Genomic DNA, 17,262 nt, shown 5'->3' on the forward strand with positions numbered 1-17,262 from the left:
CCGGGCACCGCCATGCGACTGCAGGTGCTCGGCACCGCGGCCGGTGGCGGCGTGCCCCAGTGGAACTGCGCGTGCCCTGGCTGCTCCGGGGCACGCGCTCATCCGGGCCGCCGCAGACGCCACGCCAGCCTGGCCGTACAAATGGACGATGGGTGTTACGTCGTCAACGCCACGCCCGACATCGCCGAGCAGATCGAGGCGTGCGCGTGGTTGCGGCCGGGGCCGGGGCCGCGCGAGTCGCCGCTGAAGGGCGTGATCCTCACAGACGCCGAGCTCGACCACACGATCGGCCTGCTCAGGCTCAGGGAGGCGGACGAGCTGGAGGTCCGCTGCACCCCGGTGGTACGGCAGGCGCTGCGGCCCCTCGCCGACATCCTCCGCCCGTACGTGCGGATCTCCTGGGCCGAGGCCGACCTCATCCCGATATCGGCGAAGCGACCCCGGTACGCCGACTCCCCGGAGGCTCCGGACTGGGTCTCCGCCCTGCGCCTGATGGGGGGAGCCGTGGTGTACGCGCCCGCCATGGGCGTGTGGCCCGAGGCGCTGGACGAGGCCGAGTGCGTCATCATCGACGGCACGTTCTGGGACGACGAGGAGCCCCGCCGCACCGGGATCTCGGCGAAGACCGCCACCCAGATGGGCCACCTCCCGATAGAGGCGACCATGGAGCGCCTGTCCCGGTTACCGGGCCGCCGCCTGTACACCCACCTCAACAACACCAACCCCCTCGTGGACCCGGCGGCCGAGCAGCACAAGGTGCTCGCCGAGCTGGGGATCGACGTGGCCGCCGACGGGATGGTGATCGACCTGTGAACGGCTTCGAGGCCGAGCTGCGTGCCGTACCGGAGAAGCGCTACCACCACCTGCACCCCTTCAACCAGCGCATGCACGCGGGCGAGCTGACCCGTGACGAGCTGCGGGGCTGGATACTCAACCGCTTCCACTACCAGCGGCACATCCCGATCAAGGACGCGTTCATCCTCGCCAAGCTGGCCACGCCCGAGCTGCGCAGGACATGGCTGCGCCGGATCCAGGACCACGACGGCAGCGCGCCGGGCGAAGGCGGCATCGAGCGGTGGCTGCGGCTCGGCGAGGCGGCCGGACTGGACCGGGCCCTGCTGCTGTCGGGCGAGGGCGTGCTGCCGGGCGTGCGGCTGGCCGTCGACGGCTACGTGAATCTGTGCCGCAACGGCTCCGCGCTCGAAGCCGTGGCCGCCTCGTTGACGGAGCTGTTCGCGCCGGACCTGATGCGTACCCGGATCGCCGCCTTCGAGCGGCACTACCCGTGGATCGACCCCGAGGGGCTGCGTTACTTCCGCGTACGCGTCTCTCAGGGCCGCCAGGACAGCGGCGAAGCACTGGCCCTGGTCCTGGAGTGGGCACGGTCCCGTACGGACCAGGAGAGGGCCATTGCGGCGCTCGGCTACAAGTGCGACGTGCTGTGGGCGCTGCTCGACGCGGTGGACGGGGCCTACCGATGACCGAGCCGACGACCGGCCCGACGGCCGAGCCGACCACAGCGCCGGCCACCTGGCGCCCCGTGCTGTCCCGCGCGGCCATGCTGCGCCACGATCCGGTACGGCAGGCCGACCTGCTGATCGTGCCTGAGCGGATCGTCGTGCTGAACGAGGAGGCGGCGGCCATCGTCGGCCTCTGCGACGGCGAGCGGACCGTGGCCGACATCGTCGCCGAGCTTCCCGAGGGCGCGGAGGCCGACGTGGTGGAGTTCCTCGACCGGGTGCGCGCCGAGGGGTGGGTGCGATGAGCGCCCCGTGGGCCATGCTGGCCGAGCTCACGCACGCGTGCCCGCTGCGCTGCCCGTACTGCTCCAACCCGACGGAGCTGGCGGCCAGGTCGAGTGAGCTGAGCACCGCCGAGTGGCAGCGGGTGTTCGCCGAGTCGGCAGCGCTCGGCGTCGTGCACGCCCACCTGTCCGGTGGGGAGCCGCTGCTCAGGCCGGATCTGGCGGCGATCGTGGCGGCGGCCGCGGGGGAGGGCGTCTACACCCAGCTCGTCACCAGCGGCGTCGGGCTCACGGAACGGCGGCTCGGCGAACTCGCCGCGGCCGGACTGCGCAGCGTGCAGCTCTCGGTCCAGTCGGCGACGAGCGCGGAGTCGGACCGGATCGCCGGCGCCGCCTCGTTCGCGTGGAAGGAGCGGGCCGCCGACGCCGTGGCGGCGAGCGGGCTGCCGTTCGGGCTCAACGTGGTGCTGCACCGGGAGAATCTCGACGCCGTCGGCGAGATCATCGAGCTCGGGCTGGCGTGGGGCGTGGAGCGCATCGAGCTGGCCAACACCCAGTTCTACGGGTGGGGGCTGCTCAACAGGACCGCGCTGCTGCCCACCAGGGAGCAACTCGCCCGCGCCGAGGCCACAGTCACGAAATATCGGGAAAAGACGGATGTTGAGCTGATCTGGGTGATCCCCGATTACTTCGACGGTGTGCCGAAGCCCTGCATGGGCGGCTGGGGCGCGATCTCGATCACCGTCGCGCCCGACGGCCGGGTGCTGCCCTGCCCGGCGGCCTACGCCCTGCCCCTGGAGCTGCCGAACGCCCGTGACCACTCGATCGGCTGGATCTGGGAGCATTCGCCCGCCTTCAACGCCTACCGGGGCGCCGACTGGATGGGCGAGCCCTGTGCGAGCTGCCCGCGCAAGGAGCTCGACTTCGGCGGGTGCCGCTGTCAGGCGTACGCCCTCACCGGCGACGCGAGCCGCACCGACCCGGCCTGCCGCCTGTCACCCGACCACCATCTCCTCGACGACCTGGCGAGCGGCGGCACATGGACCTTCAGGCGACCGGCGCCTACGGTGGGTGCCGACACGGAGACCTTCAGGGCGCCTTTGGCAGATGGCGGCACGGGGACCGTCAGGCGGCCAGCGCCTTCGGCCGGCGGCGCGGATCGGTCAGCCCCCTGAGCCCCTTGCCGGTGTCGTAGCCGGCGGCGGCGAGCCGCTCGCGGGCGGCCCGCAGCATCTCCCTGGTCGCCGGCATGAACGCGTGGTCGTGCAGCGGCTCGGGCAAGGAGTTCATGGCCAGCCGGAACGCTCTCAGCCCGGCCGTCACCGTGGCCCGCGGCACCGCCGGCAGCACCCCGTACATCCGCCTGGCCCACTCCGGCAGCGAGTAGTAGCACAGCGCGCCGAACGGGAAATAGGCGGGTTTGCCCGGCGTGAGCGCCCGCAACTCCTGCGGCAGCCTCGGCCACAGCAGGAACCGCACGGTCGCGGCGGCCTCCTCGGTGACGCGCAGCGCGGGACGTACCCGCTTGAAATAGGCGTCCATCTCCGCGCACGAGCCCGGCACGTCCTCGGGGTGCAGGCCGACGTAGGAGGCGCTCTTTCGCTGCTCCCGCAGGTAGGCGTCGGCCTGGCGCTCGGTGAGCCCCAGCCCGCCGCGCCTGGCCACCTCCAGGTACGACGAGACCTCCGCGCAGTGCACCCAGAGCAGCAGCTCGGGGTCGTCCACCCGGTGCGTCCGGCCGGTGTCGGGGTCGCTGATGCGCAGGCTCTTGTGGATGCCGCGCACCCGCCGGCCGATCTCGTCGGCCTCGGCCGGACTGCCGAACGTCACGCGGCCCACGAAGTCGGCGGTACGGCGCAGGCGGCCGAACGGGTCCTCCTGGAAATTGGAGTTCTGCCAGACGCCGCGCATCGCGAGGGGATGCAGCGCCTGGAGCATCAAACCGCGCACGCCGCCGACCCACATGGCGCGGTCGAGGTGCACCAGCCAGGTCACGCTGTGCGGCGGCTGGACGACGATATCTTCGATGCTCGTCATAGTAAGTACATGGTTACAGATCATTGGATCGAATGTCCAATTGCTGATGCTCCGCGGCGTTCCAGAACCGGACCAGTGCCGTGGCAGTGGTCTCCGGAGCCTCCACGGCCGGTGAGTGGGCCGCGCCGGGCAGCACCACGCACTCCGCCTCCAGCCGGGCCGCCATCTCCGACTGCAGCTCGGCCGGCCAGCCGTCGTCGCGCTCGCCGTAGAGGACGAGGGTGGGCACCTCGATCTGCCTGAGCTCGTCGGTACGGTCGGGCGCGGCCAGCACCTGCTCGGCCATGCGCGACAGCGCGGTGGGGGAGTTGGCCAGCAGGCGCTTGTGAAGAAAGGCGATGATCTCGTCGGGCACGCCGTTGGCCAGCGCCTCGGGCTCGAACCTGGTGGACCAGAGGTGTTCGAGCCCCAGGGTGGGGAGCTCCTTCATGATCGTCTTGCCACTGCGCGCCCGCTCGCCCACGATGCCGGACGGCCCCGAGCTCATCAGGGTGAACGAGGCGAACTTCGTCCGGCCGTCGATGACCGCCTCGCGCGCGACCAGGCCGCCGAAGGAGTGCCCGACCAGATGCATCGGCTCGCCGCCCGCGCCGCCGAGCGTCTGGGCCAGCAGGTCGACGTCGGCGCCGAGCGCGGCGAACGAGTAGGCGGCCGGGTCGTCGGGACCGGGCGTCTCATACTGCCCGCGCAGGTCGACGGCCACCACCCGGCGGCCCGACTGGGCCAGGGTCTGCAGGATCGCGATGAAGTCTTCCTTGCTGCCGGTCAGACCGGGAACCAGGAGCGCGGGCCAGCGCTCCACCACACCACTGACCGGAAGCGCCTCAAGGGCCGCGAAGGTGCCCTGGGACGTTTCTATCTTTTGTGGTGCAACGCCAGGAGGCAGGTCGAGGAAGCGCGGCGTACTCACGTGAGGCAACAATACCCAGAGGTCAGCGCCTCGACACCGGCATACTCCCCACGCTGGTGCGAAACGGCGCAGGCGCGCACCGCGGGATGCGGTGCGCGCCTGCGTCTGTCAGGTGCCTGCGTCTGCCAGGAGTCTGGCCGACGTGCTTGCGTCGGCCAGAGGCCGAGCGGTCTAGCCGGCGCGACGGCGGTTGCCACCGCCGCCGTTGTTGCCGCCGCCACGCGGCTGGCGGCGCTGCTGCTTGCGCTCGGTGGCCGCGGACGGGGCGATGTCGTCGTCGTCCGTGGCCAGGTCGGGTGACTGGAAGATCACCATGAACGGGCTGGCCGGCACGATGCGCTCCGGCTCCTGGCGCGCCGCGGGCTGCGGCGTGGACAGGAAGCTCGGCTCGGCGATCGGTGCACGCTCCATGACCCGCTCCTCCACGACCTGCTCCTCCACAATCCGCTCCACAGTGGGAGCCTGCTCGACGATCCGCCCGGCGGCGGGCTTGCGCGTACGGGCCGGCCGGCGCTCGCCGGCCTGAGCCTGCTCAGCGATCGGCTCAGCGACCGGCTCGCGGGTCGACGCACGGGACGCCCTGCGGGCCGGCTTCTGCTCGGTGACCGGCTCGCGCTCGGTGAGCGGGGCCTCCGGGGCGTCGGCGAGGGCGTTCTCGATGGCGGCCGTCGCGGCCCCCCTCCGAGTGCGACCGCGCCGCGGCTCGGCGGCCGCCTCGATCTCGTCCGCTGAGATGATGGCGGGTGTCTCCTCCGTCTTTCGGGCGCTCGCCTTGCTGGAGCGACTGGGCACAGGCTCGACCTCCGGCGTCTCGACGGGTGCGGTGCCCTCTTCCATGGGCATGCCGCCGCGGGTGCGGCGGCGCTGGCGCGGCGTGCGCGCCGGACGCTCCTCCCGCTCGTCACGGCGACCCTCCCGCTCGTCACGGCGGCGGCCGCCGTTGCGCGTGCGGGTCCTGCCGGTCTCGCCGAGGTCCTCGATGCGCTCCGCCGACAGGCCCGCCCGCGAACGGCTGGCGTGCGGCAGGACGCCCTTGGTGCCCTCGGGGATGTTGAGCTCGGTGAAGACGTGCGGCGAAGTGGAGTAGGTCTCCTCGGGTTCGGCGAAGTCGAGCCCGAGCATCTGGTTGATCATCTTCCAGCGGGTCAGCTCCTCCCACTCCACGAACGTGACAGCGATGCCCGTGCGCCCGGCCCGGCCGGTGCGGCCGGTGCGGTGCACGTACGTCTTGTCCTCGGTGGGGCAGTCGTAGTTGACCACGTGGGTGACGTCGTCGATGTCGATGCCGCGCGCCGCCACGTCGGTGGCGACCAGCACGTCGATCTTGCCACTGCGGAACGCGCGCAGAGCCTGCTCGCGCTGGCCCTGGCCGAGGTCGCCGTGGACGGCCGCGACCGCGAAGCCGCGGGTCTCGAGCTGCTCCGCGACCATGTCGCAGGCCCGCTTGGTCTCACAGAAGACCATGGTGAGCCCGCGGCCCTCGGCCTGGAGCAGCCGGGCGACGATCTCGATCTTGTCCATGCGGTGGACGCGCCAGACGATCTGGCGTACCTGCGGGTGCGGGATGCCCTCGCCGCCCTCGCCGTTCTCGTGCTCGGCCCGTACGTGCGTGGGCCGGTTGAGGTATTTGCGGGACAACGCGACGATCTCGCCGGGCATGGTCGCCGAGAACAGCATGGTCTGCCGCTCTTCGGGGATCAGCTTGAAGATCCGCTCGATGTCGGGCAGGAAGCCCAGGTCGAGCATGCGGTCGGCCTCGTCGAGCACCAGCGAGGTGATCTGGCTCAGGTCGAGGTGCTTCTGCTTGACCAGGTCGAGCAGGCGGCCGGGGGTGCCGACGATCACGTCGACGCCGGCCTTGAGCGCTTCGACCTGCGGCTCGTACGCCCGGCCGCCGTAGACGGTCAGGACCCGCGAGCCGAGCTTGCCGGCCGCGGTGACCAGGTCTTCGCTGACCTGTACGGCCAGCTCGCGGGTGGGCACGACGACCAGCCCGCGTGGCTTCTTACGGTTCTTACGCGGTTTGCCGATGCCCTGGAGCATCGCGATGCCGAACGCGTAGGTCTTTCCCGTGCCTGTGCGTGCCTGACCGATCAGGTCCTGGCCGCTCAGCGCGAGCGGGAGTGCCATCTCTTGGATGGGGAACGGTGTGGTGATGCCCTCGGTCTCGAGGGCATCAGCGATCTCTGGTGTGACTCCGAGGTCTCGGAAAGTCGTCAGCGTGGCCTGCCTCAGTCTCAAATGAAGGCGGGCCTGCCGGGACCGACGGGCGGAAAACAAACCCCGTGCCTGGGTCCTCGCGGTAGAGCCAGCCCTCTCGCGTCATCGCGACCGCAGACCCGGAAGCGGGGGGTTAACGGGGAATTCCCCCGAATTAACACAGTGCGGTCGCACTTTCACAGAGCAGTGTACTCGATACCACAACGTTGGCCGAGTTTCCGAATGTTCCCGAAGTACGCTGCCTTCCATGAACGAGTCTCCAGGAGTCGTCGATCTGCTCGGTGTGCTGGCCTATGCCGAGCTCAGCGCCTTCGCGCGGATGACCGAGGACGCGGCCTCCCTGGCCCCCTCCTTGGCCGATCAGGCCGCGCTCAGCGAGCTGGCCGTAGCCGAATATGCCCACTTTCGTCTCCTGCACGACAGGCTGACGGAACTCGGCGCCGATCCCGAGCAGTCGATGGCGCCGTTCGTCGAGGCGTTGGACGCCTGGCACACCCAGACGGCCCCGGCCGACTGGTTGCAGGCGTTGGTCAAGGCGTACGTGGGCGTGGGCATCGCGCTCGACTTCTACCGGGAGGCGGCCAGGCACCTCGAACCGTCGATCGCGAAGCTGGTCGACGAGGTGCTCGTGGACGAGGGCCGCTCGGAGTTCGCGGTGGAGCGGGTCAGGGCCGGGGTCGCGGCCGACCCGGCGGTGAGCGGCCGGCTGGCGCTGTGGGCGCGACGGCTGGTCGGTGAGGCGCTCAGCCAGGGGCAGCAGGTCGCGGCGGCCCGGCCGGAGCTGGCGCTGCTGGTGGTCGGCCCGGCGGCCGACGACCCTACGCAGATCTCCCGCCTGTTCGCCAAGCTGACCGAGGAGCACGGCAAGCGGATGGCCGCCCTCGGCCTCTGAACCGTCCCGCGCCCCGTGAGCGCGCGGCTCGAGCGAGGGTACGGCGTGTGCCGCCGCACCCCGCTTGAGCCGCTCTTGAGCCGCTGGAGAGTCGCTGCGGAGGCGCTAGAGGGTGCCGCCGAAGCCCACGGGCCTCGACTCGTCCTCGCCGATCTCGATGAAGCCGATCGACGCGACCGGCACGATCACGCGCCGCCCCTTCGCGTCGGTGATGGAGAAGACGCCACGATCGGCGGCGAGCGCCTTTCTGATCTCCTCTTCGACCTGCTCGGAGGACAGGTCGGTCTCGACAACGAGCTCGCGGTGTACGGAGCGTACGCCGATCTTGACTTCCATCATGCTCCCTTTCGACGGGGCTGGCTCCTCCCATCGTCGCCGCTGGTGAGCCAGGAATCGCCGATGATCGCGCCCAGCGAACGGGTTTAAGCCGTACGCGGAAAACCGCTGATGCCGCGCCAGGCCAGCCGGGCCATGAGCTGCTCGGCGGCGTCCTTCGGGATGGAGCCCTGCGTGGTCACCCAGTAGCGGGCGCTCACCTCGGCCATGCCGACCAGCCCGACGCCGAGCAGGTGGGCCTCGTCGCTGGTGCAGCCGGTGTCCTCCTGGATCACCGCGCTGACCATCTCGGCGCACTCGCGCAGGGAGCGCTCCACCCGCTGGCGCACCGGCGCCACGTTGCGCAGGTCGGACTCGAAGACGAGCCGGAACGCCTCGCCCTGGGTGGAGACGAAGGAGTAGAACGCGCTGAACGTGGCCTGGACGCGGAGTTTGTTCTCATGGGTGGAGGCCAGCGCCTCACGGCAGCGGTTGACCATGTCGTCCACGTGCAGGTCGAGCAGCGCGAGGTAGAGCTCCAGCTTGCCGGGGAAGTGCTGGTAGAGGACGGGTTTGCTGACCCCGGCCCGCTCGGCGATCTCGTCCATGGCGGCCGCGTGATATCCGTTCTCCACGAACACTTCCTGCGCGGCGCTGAGCAGTTGCCGGCGGCGGGCTAGTCGGGGCAGCCGAGTGCCCCGGGGCTTGGCGTCCGGGGTTGCGGTCACGCTGGTCTCCATGGGGCTCCGAGTCGGCTGTTCGGACATCCTACGTGCGACTCAACGACTCATCAGCGATAGTCGTCATCATCGAGGTCCACCTCGCGATACTGCTCGGCGGCGTCGGCTGGATCGACCTCCAGCGGGGTCTCGCGGGGGCTCCCGCCCTCCGCGTCGCGCACGTCACGGTGCTGCTCGGCGGCGTCGGCCTCGGGGGCCTCGATCGACAGCTCTTCCAGCTCGTCGAAGGGGAGGTCGTCCCCACGTACGTCCATCTCCGACATTGCAGTCCCCTTCTAGGTGCGGACGGAACCAGACTACGCCTGACCGAAAAGGTCGCCGTGCTCCTCGACTCTGGCCAGTACGTCGTGTGTCGCGAACACCAGGTCCTCCGGATGCTCGCAGCCCTCGACCTCCTTCCACAGCAGCGGCGTCGAGACCGTGGGCCGTGGCCCGGCGCGCAGTGAATAGGGGGCCACGGTGGTCTTGGCCGGGTTGTTCTGGCTCCAGTCGATGAACACCTTGCCGGGGCGCGCCTTCTTGGCCATCACGCTGACCACCTGGTCGCGGTGGGCCTTCTCCAGTAGCTGGGCCAGTCTCTTGGCGTACGCGGAGGGCTCCTCGCGGCCGTCCCACTCCGCGTACAGCTGCATGCCCTTGTTCCCGCTCGTCTTCGGCCGGGCGGTGAGGCCGTCGGCGCGCAGCACCTCGCGCAGCATGAGGGCCACCCGGCAGCACTCGACGATGGTCGCCGGCGCCCCGGGGTCGAGGTCGAACACGAGGGTGTCGGGCGGCAGCGCCTCACCGTCGTCGGACACCCGCCACTGGGGCACGTGCAGCTCCAGCGCCGCCAGATTGGCGTAGTAGACGAGCGACGGCAGGCCGTCGATCACGGCGAAGTCGATTTCGTCGCGGTTCTTGGTGCTGCCCGGCACGGGCAGGGTGGCTCTCCTGACCCAGTCCGGGGTGTGGTCGGGGGCGTTCTTCTCGAAGAAGGACTGGCCGGTCACCCCGTTCGGGTAGCGCTTGACGGTGAGCGGCCGGCGTTTCAGGTGCGGCAGGAGCGCGGGGGCGACGCGGCTGTAGTAGTCGATCACCTCGGCCTTGGTGAAGCCGACCTCGGGATAGAGCACCTTGTCCAGGTTGGTCAGCACCAGCTGCCGCCCGTCGACCCGCACCGGGACCTTCGCTGGGCTCACAGCGTCACCTCCGAAGGGAGCTTGTCCGGGCGCAGGCCGCGCCACACCGGGTGGCGCAGCCGCAGATCGTCGGTCCACATCGTGTAGGCCACCTCCCCGACGAGTTCGGGTCTAACCCAGCGGTTGCGCCACGGGACGACGTTCTGGAAGGGGCTGCGGGGGATCTCCAGCGGGCTCAGGAACGCGTGGAGCTGGTCGAGCACGGCCTCGGTGAAGCCGGTGCCGACGTGACCGACGTACGTCAGGCCGTGCTCCGTGAACACGCCCATGATCAGCGAGCCGATCCCACCCGACCTGCGGCCCTTGCCCGGCTTCCAGCCGCCGATCACGACGTCCCTCGTACTGAGGTGCTTCACCTTGATCCACGACGGCGAGCGCGTGCCCGGCCGGTACGGCGAGTCGAGCCGCTTGGCGACGACGCCTTCGAGGCCCTGCTCCTGGGTGGCGGCGAGCAGGTCGGAATCTCCCGAGAAGTATGGCGGGGCGCCGATCTCCAGCTCGTCGAGGAGACTGCGCCGGTCGCGGTACGGCAGATCCAGCAGTGTGGTGCCGTCGAGGTAGAGCAGGTCGAACGGCAGGTACGTGACCGGGTACAGCTCCAGCATCACCTCCTCCGGGTCGGTGAGGTGCATGCGGTGCTGCAGCCGGACGAAACTGGGCCGCCCGCGCGGATCGAGCGCGACCACCTCGCCATCGATCACCGCATTCTTCACCCCGAACCCCGAAATTTCGGGATATCGGCGGGTGTACTCGACTCCGTGCCTTCCCGTCACCTTCAGTTCACGGTCCAGGTAGAGGATGGCGCGGATGCCATCCCACTTGACCTCCAAGCCATACCGCTCGCGATCTTCCGGTAGTTGTCCGGGTACGGCGAGCATTGGTTCGATGGGGTATGGCATTGGTTGCACCATGACGGGTATGTGCCCATAGGGCGAGCCCGCTAGAGCTGAGGAGTGCCCATGCGCAGCATCTGGAAAGGGGCGATCTCCTTCGGCCTCGTCACGATCCCGGTGAAGCTCTACTCCGCGACCGAGCAGAAGGACGTGACCTTCCACCAGGTACACCGCGAGGACGGCGGCAGGATCCGCTACAAGCGCGTGTGCACGGTCGACGGCGAAGAGGTCCCCTACTCCGACATCGCCAAGGGCTACGAACTGGCCACCGGAGAGATCGTGGTGCTGACGGACGAGGACTTCGAGGATCTGCCGCTCAGCACCTCGCGCAGGATCGACGTCCTCCAGTTCACGCCGGCCGACCAGATCGACCCCATCTACTTCGCCAAGTCGTACTACCTGGAACCGGACGGCCAGGGCGACAAGCCGTACGTGCTGCTGCGCAACGCCCTGGAGAGCTCGGGGCAGGTCGCCGTCGTCAAGGTGGCGCTGCGGCAGCGGGAGTCGCTGGCCACGCTCAGGGTGCGTGACGGGGTGTTCGTGCTGGAGACCATGTACTGGCCGGACGAGATCCGCGTGCCCGACTTCGGGTTCCTCGAAGAGGACATCGAGGTACGGGCCCAGGAGCTCAAGATGGCCGAGTCGCTCATCACCACGATGAAGGCGGACTTCGACGCGACCGAGCACCACGACGCCTACCGCGAGGCCCTGCAGCAGGTGATCGAGGCCAAGGTGGAGGGCAGGGAGGTCATCGCGCCGCCGGAGGGCGAGGAGGAGGCGGGCCCCGCCGTCGACCTCATGGCCGCGCTGCGGGCAAGCGTCGACGCGGCCAAGCGCGAGCGTTCCGGCGAGGCCGCCAAGCCCAAGCGGGCCACCAAGGCGTCGAAGGACGCGGGGGACAAGGACACGGGGGAGAAGGCCGCCCCCAAGCGCAAGGCCCGCAAGTCCGCCTGATCCGCCACCGCAAATGCTGATCCGCCACCGCAAATGCAAAGGCGCCTTCGGCATCAAATGCCGAAGGCGCCCCGCATTTATCGGAGGGGGAGGCTTGGCCGGAGGAATTCCGCTTCACTGCTCCCCCGAAATGCCATGGGAATTAATTCCCGCCGAGCCCGGACGCGTTGGCGTGGCGACTTTTACCGAGCGCCTGTGTCCTTTATCGAGAACACAGGCACTCGGCGGTGCGTCCGGAGCTCACCTCAACCGCGTAACCGGTTGCATGGCTATCTCCTCGACGACCGGATCGGCCGTCTCCGAGTTGTTACTGAAGCGCCTCGCGACGAGCGCGCTCCTCTTCCTCACGCTCGAAGTTGAACGAGCGAGCGTTGGCGTCGGCGTCAGAGTCCGTACGCACGGTGTTCTGGTTGTTGTTGTGCAGGTGGATGTGGACCTTGACCCGGCCACTGCGGTGCCCGCCGCGACGGCCCCAGCCGCCCCAGCCGCCCCAGCCGCCACAGCGACGGCCACAGCCCCACGAGAAGGTGGAGGCGCTGGTGCTCGCGGAGGCGGTCGTGGCGCTGGCGGAGGTGGCGGTGGTCAGGGCGCCGAGGCTGATGAGGCCGCCGGACATACCCGTGCTGATCACAAGCCCTGCGATGACACTCTTGAACTTGGGCATTGAATTCCCCCCTAAAGGATCGGTTGCCCTGTTCCAGATATTTGCCGGAGTGAACGGTAAATATCTTGGATGACATTGAATGCGTCATCCGTGCTGATTTATTTCCGACGTTCCGGCGGGATAAACGGCCGTAGTTGTGTTTTGCTATACGCTAACTCTCTCATTGCTCTTATTAAGCATTTATGAAATGAAATGAAATGATTTGTCCGTTTTATGGGGGCAGGTCGTCCGCGATGCGGTCGCCCCGATTCCGGCTCGCGGCGACGGCCCCGGAAGCGAGGCGCCGCCGAGAAATCCGGCTAAAGGCCGCGAAACGCGTACCGATAAATGCCAATAAAGGAGCATTTATCCGAAATGTAGGCTGGAGGGCGACGGCGGTTATCGTTGGAGGAGGCGAGGAGGACGCATGACTGCAGCACCGATCCCGCACTGGCCAGGACGGATGTTCGGGTCGGTGCACGTAAGGAAGACCCCCGAAGGCGCCCCCGAGAAGGCGGTCTTCGTGCACGGCCTGGCCGGCGCGGCCACCAATTGGACCGACCTGATGGACGAGCTGAAAGACCTCGTCACCGGCTACGCCATTGACCTGCCCGGCGCGGGGTTCTCACCCGAACCCGCGAACGGCGACTACACCATCGAAGCGCACGCCCGCGCGGTGATCGGCCTGCTGGAGGAGACCGGTCCCGCCCACCTGTTCGGCAACTCGATGGGCGGCGCGGTCGCCGTCAGGGTGGCCGCCACCCGCCCCGACCTGGTGCGCTCGCTCGTCCTCATCTCGCCGGCGCTGCCCGACCTGCTGCCCAGGTACGGCCCGATGCGCATCGCCGCCGCGGCACTGCCCCGGCTGGGCGAGTGGGTGGCGGGCAAGCTCCAGCTGATCCCCGCCGAGCAGCGGATCAGGTCCTCCTTCGCCATGGTCTGGGCGGACGTCGCCGCGGTCCATCCGCTACGGCTGCGCGACGCGATCGAGGAGCAGCGCAGGCGCGACGGGCTGCCCCATGCCGCCGCCGCCATGATCGGCTCGGCCCGGGGCATCGTGGCCGAGTACTTCCGCCGCGGCGAGGCGAACCTGTGGCGCCAGGCCGCCCTGATCGAGGCGCCCACCCTGATCATCCACGGCAGACACGACCGCCTGGTGCGCCCCGCCATGGCCGCCAAGGCGGCCCGTACGTTCCGGCAGGTCAGACTGGTACTCCTGCCGCGAGCCGGGCACGTGGCGATGATGGAGACGCCCCGCGTGGTCGCCGCGGAGGCCCGCCGTCTGATCGGTGAGACACGGTTGGGGAATGCCCCACTCGCCAACTAGGTTTCACAGGTGGATGGGATAGTCCCCCTCGAACGGGAGCGTAGAAAGTGTCGTTGCCACCGCTGGTCGAGCCGGCCGCAGAGCTGACCGTCGACGAAGTGCGCCGCTACTCGCGCCACCTGATCATTCCCGACGTGGGGATGGCCGGGCAGAAGCGGCTGAAGAACGCCAAGGTGCTCTGTGTGGGCGCCGGTGGCCTGGGCTCGCCCGCGCTGATGTATCTGGCGGCGGCGGGCGTGGGCACGCTGGGGGTCATCGACTTCGACGTCGTCGACGAGTCCAACCTGCAGCGCCAGATCATCCACGGCCAGTCCGACGTGGGCCGGCCGAAGGCCGAGAGCGCCGCGGCCACGGTCCGCGAGATCAACCCGCTGGTCAACGTCGTCGTCCACAACACGGCGCTGACCAACGACAACGTGATGGAGATCTTCTCCGGCTACGACCTCATCGTCGACGGCACCGACAACTTCGCCACGCGCTACATGGTGAACGACGCCGCGGTGCTGCTCGGCAAGCCGTACGTCTGGGGCTCGATCTACCGCTTCGACGGCCAGGCGAGCGTGTTCTGGGCCGAGCACGGCCCCTGCTACCGCTGCCTCTACCCCGAGCCCCCGCCTCCCGGCATGGTGCCCTCGTGCGCCGAAGGCGGCGTGCTCGGCGTGCTGTGCGCCTCGATCGGCTCCATCCAGGTCAACGAGGCCATCAAGCTGCTCACCGGCATCGGCGACCCGCTGGTCGGCCGGCTGATGATCTATGACGCCCTGGAGATGAAGTACCGCGACGTCAAGGTCCGCAAGGACCCCGAGTGCGTGCTGTGCGGCAAGAACCCGACGGTCACCGAGCTGCTCGACGACTACGAGGCGTTCTGCGGCGCGATCTCCGACGAGGCCGCCGAGGCCGCAACGGGCTCGACGATCACCGCCCGCGAGCTCAAGGCCATGCAGGACAACGGCGACGACATCTTCCTCGTCGACGTCCGCGAGATCAACGAGTACGAGATCGTCTCCATCCCCGGCGCCACGCTGATCCCCAAGGGCGAGTTCCTCAACGGCTCGGCCCTGGAGAAGCTGCCGCAGGACAAGCGCATCGTGCTCCACTGCAAGTCGGGCGCGCGCTCGGCGGAGGCGCTGGCGATCGTCAAGAACGCCGGGTTCTCCGACGCGGTGCACGTCGGCGGCGGGGTGCTCAGCTGGGTCGCGACCGTCGATCCCAGCCTGCCCTCCTACTGATACTTTTTCCGTGATGTCCGTTCCGTGAGTCCGTCCACTGGCGTCTGGTTTCTGCGGATGGCGCCCGGTCGCCCGCATTAAGGTCGATGCCGTGGACGACGCCCGCCCCTGGCCCGCTCTCGTGGCGGCCTCCGTGCTGACCATGGTCTGCGCGGTCGCCGCCGGGGTCGCGGCCAGTGTGGCGGGCGCGGAGTTGTCCCGCGGCCCGAGTCCGGCCGAACTCCACTCGGCGGCCAGGCGCGAGGTCGCCGAGCGGTGGCGCACCTGGGCGAGCGGGCGCATCTTCCCCGCCAGCCTGCCCTACTCCGCCGAGCAGGGCGGCCGCGAACGTGCCAGCCGGATCGGCATCTCACCGGCCGTCACCTGCGCCGACTCCGTCGACGCCAAAGCCGCCAAGGCCCTGCGCAAGGCGGGCTGCCTGGGGGTGCTGCGCGCCACCTACATCGACGCCCTGCGGGGCGTGCTCGTCACCGTCGGCGTCGTGGCCCTGCCCGACGAGCCCAAGGCCGTACGCGCCAAGTCCGCCTTTTCCGCCGCCGGCGCCCCCGTGCCCGGCCTGCGGCCCGTGGCCTTCCGGGACACGGTCTCCGACCGTTTCACCCCTTCCGTACGTCAGGCCGGCTCGGTACGCCAGGCCGGCCCGTACCTCGTGCTGACCACGGCGGGCCAGGTCGACGGCCGTCCGGCGCGCACGGTCGGTGAGCAGCGGCCGGCCATCTTCGCCTTCGCCGGCGAGATCTCCGAGCGGATCCTGGCCGACCTGAGCACGCCGCGGATGCCCGACTGCGCCTCCCAGGAGTGGCGGTGCTGACCCGCGCGGCCGTGCTCATCACGGCGACGCTCCTCTTCAGCGCCGGATCCGCGCTGGGGGCCTTGAGCGCCGGGCCCACGCCGGGGCTCTTCAACGCCGCGCCCGCGCTGGCGGACGACGTGCGCGGCGGTCAGGAGCCGGTGATCAGCACGCTGGAGCTGAAGAAGGCGTGGCGGATCAGCAAGGGCGCGGGCGTCACCGTGGCCGTGCTCGACTCGGGCGTCGATCCCGGCCACCGCGACCTGGCCGGCTCCGTGACCGTGGGCAAGGACTTCACCGAGGGCGCCAACCCGCCGGACGTGCCGCCGCGTCGCTTGCACGGCACGTACATGGCCTCGCTGATCGCCGGGCACGGCCACGGACACGGGGGGAAGCTCGGCGTGATCGGGGTGGCTCCGAAGGCGCGGCTGCTGTCGGTCCGGGTGATACTGGAAGACGAGGAGCCGGGGTTCAGGGAGTTCAACACCGCCGTGCGCTTCGAGAACGTGGTGGCCAGGGGCATTCGCTACGCGGTCGATCGGGGGGCGCGCGTGATCAACATGTCGATCTCCAAGGATCTGGCGACCGCTGAGGAGCGGGCGGCCGTGCGTTACGCGATCTCCAAGGGCGTCGTGCTGGTGGCCGCCGCGGGCAATGACGGCGCGGGCAAGCCCGATGAGACGGGATTCGCCCCCTTCTCCTATCCGGCCGCCTTCCCCGGCGTCGTGTCCGTGGGCGCGACGGACCGGCGGCTGCGGCGGGCGACATTCTCCAACTGGAACTCATCGGTGCTGGTGGCCGCGCCCGGCGTCGACATCATGGGCGCGGGCCCCGACGACGAGTACTGGGTCGGCAGGGGCACTTCGCAGGCCACCGCGCTGGTGTCCGGGGTGGCCGCCCTCATCAAGGCCAAATATCCGGCGATGTCGCCGCCGCTGGTCGCGCAGGCCATGACGGCGAGCGCCACCGACCGGCCACCGGGCGGCTACGACACCGCCACCGGCTTCGGCGTTGTCAACGCCGCCAAGGCGCTCGCCGAGGCGGCCCGGCTCGCCAAGCACACCGAGACGGCCGCGGGGGCGCAGGCGCAGGACCCCGCCCGGCCGCTCGCCGGCGGATCGGCGGGCCGGATCGAGGTCGTCAACAGGGACCAAGCGCGCGTAAAGGTCTATGGGACGATCGCCTTGGCGGCCGCCCTCGGCGCGCTCTCCTCCATGTGGGCGATATTCGCCCTGGTCAGACGCGTGCGTCGCGCTCAGAATGGGCAAGACGCATGATCCGCCCGCTAAGGGGGACGAAATAGACACGAACCGAGCCTGGGAACGAGGCGGTGGTGAAGGCACGTAGGTCCACCTCAGGGTTGCCGCGCGCCGGGGGAGCCACATCGGGA

At 69.7% G+C, this 17,262-nt stretch carries 19 protein-coding genes; 10 read left to right on the forward strand and 9 right to left on the reverse strand.

The features are described from left to right. The first annotated feature begins 12 nt into the window (after positions 1 to 12). Genes AB0C30_RS17230 through pqqE form a run of 4 tightly spaced genes read left to right on the forward strand, consistent with a single transcriptional unit; the run spans position 13 to position 2,919 of the window. A complete protein-coding gene (locus tag AB0C30_RS17230; protein WP_357944359.1) occupies positions 13 to 813 on the forward strand; it encodes an MBL fold metallo-hydrolase in 801 nt (266 codons plus the stop codon). Further along, positions 810 to 1,481, forward strand: a complete 672-nt coding sequence (pqqC, locus tag AB0C30_RS17235; protein WP_357944362.1) for a pyrroloquinoline-quinone synthase PqqC — start codon at positions 810 to 812, stop codon at positions 1,479 to 1,481. The genes AB0C30_RS17230 and pqqC overlap by 4 nt, the downstream gene beginning before the upstream one ends. Then, positions 1,478 to 1,765, forward strand: a complete 288-nt coding sequence (pqqD, locus tag AB0C30_RS17240; protein ID WP_357944365.1) for a pyrroloquinoline quinone biosynthesis peptide chaperone PqqD — start codon at positions 1,478 to 1,480, stop codon at positions 1,763 to 1,765. Before pqqC ends, pqqD begins: the two co-directional genes overlap by 4 nt. After that, entirely contained in the window at positions 1,762 to 2,919 is a 1,158-nt protein-coding gene (gene pqqE / locus AB0C30_RS17245) for a pyrroloquinoline quinone biosynthesis protein PqqE (RefSeq protein ID WP_357944368.1), read from the forward strand. The genes pqqD and pqqE overlap by 4 nt, the downstream gene beginning before the upstream one ends. Here the strand turns inward: pqqE and AB0C30_RS17250 are convergent. The 3 genes from AB0C30_RS17250 to AB0C30_RS17260 all read right to left on the reverse strand — a co-directional run bounded on the left by AB0C30_RS17250 (position 2,870) and on the right by AB0C30_RS17260 (position 6,821). Continuing rightward, on the reverse strand, positions 2,870 to 3,781 hold the full coding sequence (locus AB0C30_RS17250; RefSeq protein WP_357944371.1) for an oxygenase MpaB family protein: 912 nt from the start codon (positions 3,779 to 3,781) through the stop codon (positions 2,870 to 2,872). The two genes, pqqE and AB0C30_RS17250, sit on opposite strands and share 50 nt — an antisense overlap. Before the next feature lie 13 nt (positions 3,782 to 3,794). After that, complete coding sequence (locus AB0C30_RS17255) at positions 3,795 to 4,691, reverse strand: alpha/beta hydrolase (RefSeq protein WP_357944374.1); 897 nt, start codon at positions 4,689 to 4,691, stop codon at positions 3,795 to 3,797. Between the two features lie 171 nt (positions 4,692 to 4,862). Beyond that, complete coding sequence (locus tag AB0C30_RS17260) at positions 4,863 to 6,821, reverse strand: DEAD/DEAH box helicase (protein ID WP_357944377.1); 1,959 nt, start codon at positions 6,819 to 6,821, stop codon at positions 4,863 to 4,865. Between the two features lie 337 nt (positions 6,822 to 7,158). On the opposite strand from AB0C30_RS17260, the gene AB0C30_RS17265 reads away from it, so the two are divergent. After that, entirely contained in the window at positions 7,159 to 7,803 is a 645-nt protein-coding gene (locus AB0C30_RS17265) for a ferritin-like fold-containing protein (protein ID WP_357944380.1), read from the forward strand. Between the two features lie 105 nt (positions 7,804 to 7,908). Here the strand turns inward: AB0C30_RS17265 and AB0C30_RS17270 are convergent, their stop codons facing one another. The 5 genes from AB0C30_RS17270 to ligD (AB0C30_RS17290) all read right to left on the reverse strand — a co-directional run bounded on the left by AB0C30_RS17270 (position 7,909) and on the right by ligD (AB0C30_RS17290) (position 10,935). Then, complete coding sequence (locus AB0C30_RS17270) at positions 7,909 to 8,142, reverse strand: DUF3107 domain-containing protein (protein WP_225300631.1); 234 nt, start codon at positions 8,140 to 8,142, stop codon at positions 7,909 to 7,911. A gap of 83 nt (positions 8,143 to 8,225) precedes the next feature. Further along, positions 8,226 to 8,846 (reverse strand): TetR/AcrR family transcriptional regulator, encoded by a 621-nt coding sequence (locus tag AB0C30_RS17275; RefSeq protein ID WP_357944383.1) that lies wholly within the window; start codon positions 8,844 to 8,846, stop codon positions 8,226 to 8,228. 62 nt (positions 8,847 to 8,908) lie between these two features. Beyond that, positions 8,909 to 9,121, reverse strand: a complete 213-nt coding sequence (locus tag AB0C30_RS17280; RefSeq protein WP_357944386.1) for a hypothetical protein — start codon at positions 9,119 to 9,121, stop codon at positions 8,909 to 8,911. 33 nt (positions 9,122 to 9,154) lie between these two features. Then, a complete protein-coding gene (gene ligD / locus AB0C30_RS17285) occupies positions 9,155 to 10,036 on the reverse strand; it encodes a non-homologous end-joining DNA ligase (protein ID WP_357944388.1) in 882 nt (293 codons plus the stop codon). Continuing rightward, positions 10,033 to 10,935 (reverse strand): non-homologous end-joining DNA ligase, encoded by a 903-nt coding sequence (gene ligD, locus AB0C30_RS17290; protein WP_357944391.1) that lies wholly within the window; start codon positions 10,933 to 10,935, stop codon positions 10,033 to 10,035. The genes ligD (AB0C30_RS17285) and ligD (AB0C30_RS17290) overlap by 4 nt, the downstream gene beginning before the upstream one ends. 60 nt (positions 10,936 to 10,995) lie before the next feature. Here ligD (AB0C30_RS17290) and AB0C30_RS17295 point away from each other — a divergent pair, with 60 nt between their 5' ends. After that, positions 10,996 to 11,883 (forward strand): Ku protein, encoded by an 888-nt coding sequence (locus AB0C30_RS17295; protein WP_357944393.1) that lies wholly within the window; start codon positions 10,996 to 10,998, stop codon positions 11,881 to 11,883. 307 nt (positions 11,884 to 12,190) lie between these two features. On the opposite strand, the gene AB0C30_RS17300 is transcribed toward AB0C30_RS17295, so the two are convergent. Then, entirely contained in the window at positions 12,191 to 12,547 is a 357-nt protein-coding gene (locus tag AB0C30_RS17300) for a hypothetical protein (protein WP_357944396.1), read from the reverse strand. A 406-nt stretch (positions 12,548 to 12,953) separates the two neighbouring features. On the opposite strand from AB0C30_RS17300, the gene AB0C30_RS17305 reads away from it, so the two are divergent. From AB0C30_RS17305 to AB0C30_RS17320, 4 genes are all read left to right on the forward strand, one after another. Continuing rightward, the gene (locus AB0C30_RS17305; RefSeq protein ID WP_357944399.1) at positions 12,954 to 13,853 is read left to right on the forward strand and encodes an alpha/beta hydrolase; all 900 of its coding nucleotides are present in this window, start codon (positions 12,954 to 12,956) and stop codon (positions 13,851 to 13,853) included. Between the two features lie 47 nt (positions 13,854 to 13,900). Continuing rightward, positions 13,901 to 15,082 carry an adenylyltransferase/sulfurtransferase MoeZ gene (moeZ, locus tag AB0C30_RS17310; protein ID WP_357944403.1) on the forward strand — a complete coding sequence of 394 codons (1,182 nt, stop codon included), beginning with the start codon at positions 13,901 to 13,903 and terminating at the stop codon, positions 15,080 to 15,082. Positions 15,083 to 15,173: 91 nt separating this feature from the next. Further along, a complete protein-coding gene (locus AB0C30_RS17315; RefSeq protein WP_357944406.1) occupies positions 15,174 to 15,893 on the forward strand; it encodes a hypothetical protein in 720 nt (239 codons plus the stop codon). After that, positions 15,887 to 17,149 carry a S8 family serine peptidase gene (locus AB0C30_RS17320; RefSeq protein ID WP_357944409.1) on the forward strand — a complete coding sequence of 421 codons (1,263 nt, stop codon included), beginning with the start codon at positions 15,887 to 15,889 and terminating at the stop codon, positions 17,147 to 17,149. Before AB0C30_RS17315 ends, AB0C30_RS17320 begins: the two co-directional genes overlap by 7 nt. The last annotated feature ends 113 nt before the right edge of the window (positions 17,150 to 17,262 follow it).

The organism is Nonomuraea sp. NPDC048901, assembly GCF_040649695.1.
In the GTDB taxonomy this organism is placed as follows: Bacteria; Actinomycetota; Actinomycetes; order Streptosporangiales; family Streptosporangiaceae; genus Nonomuraea.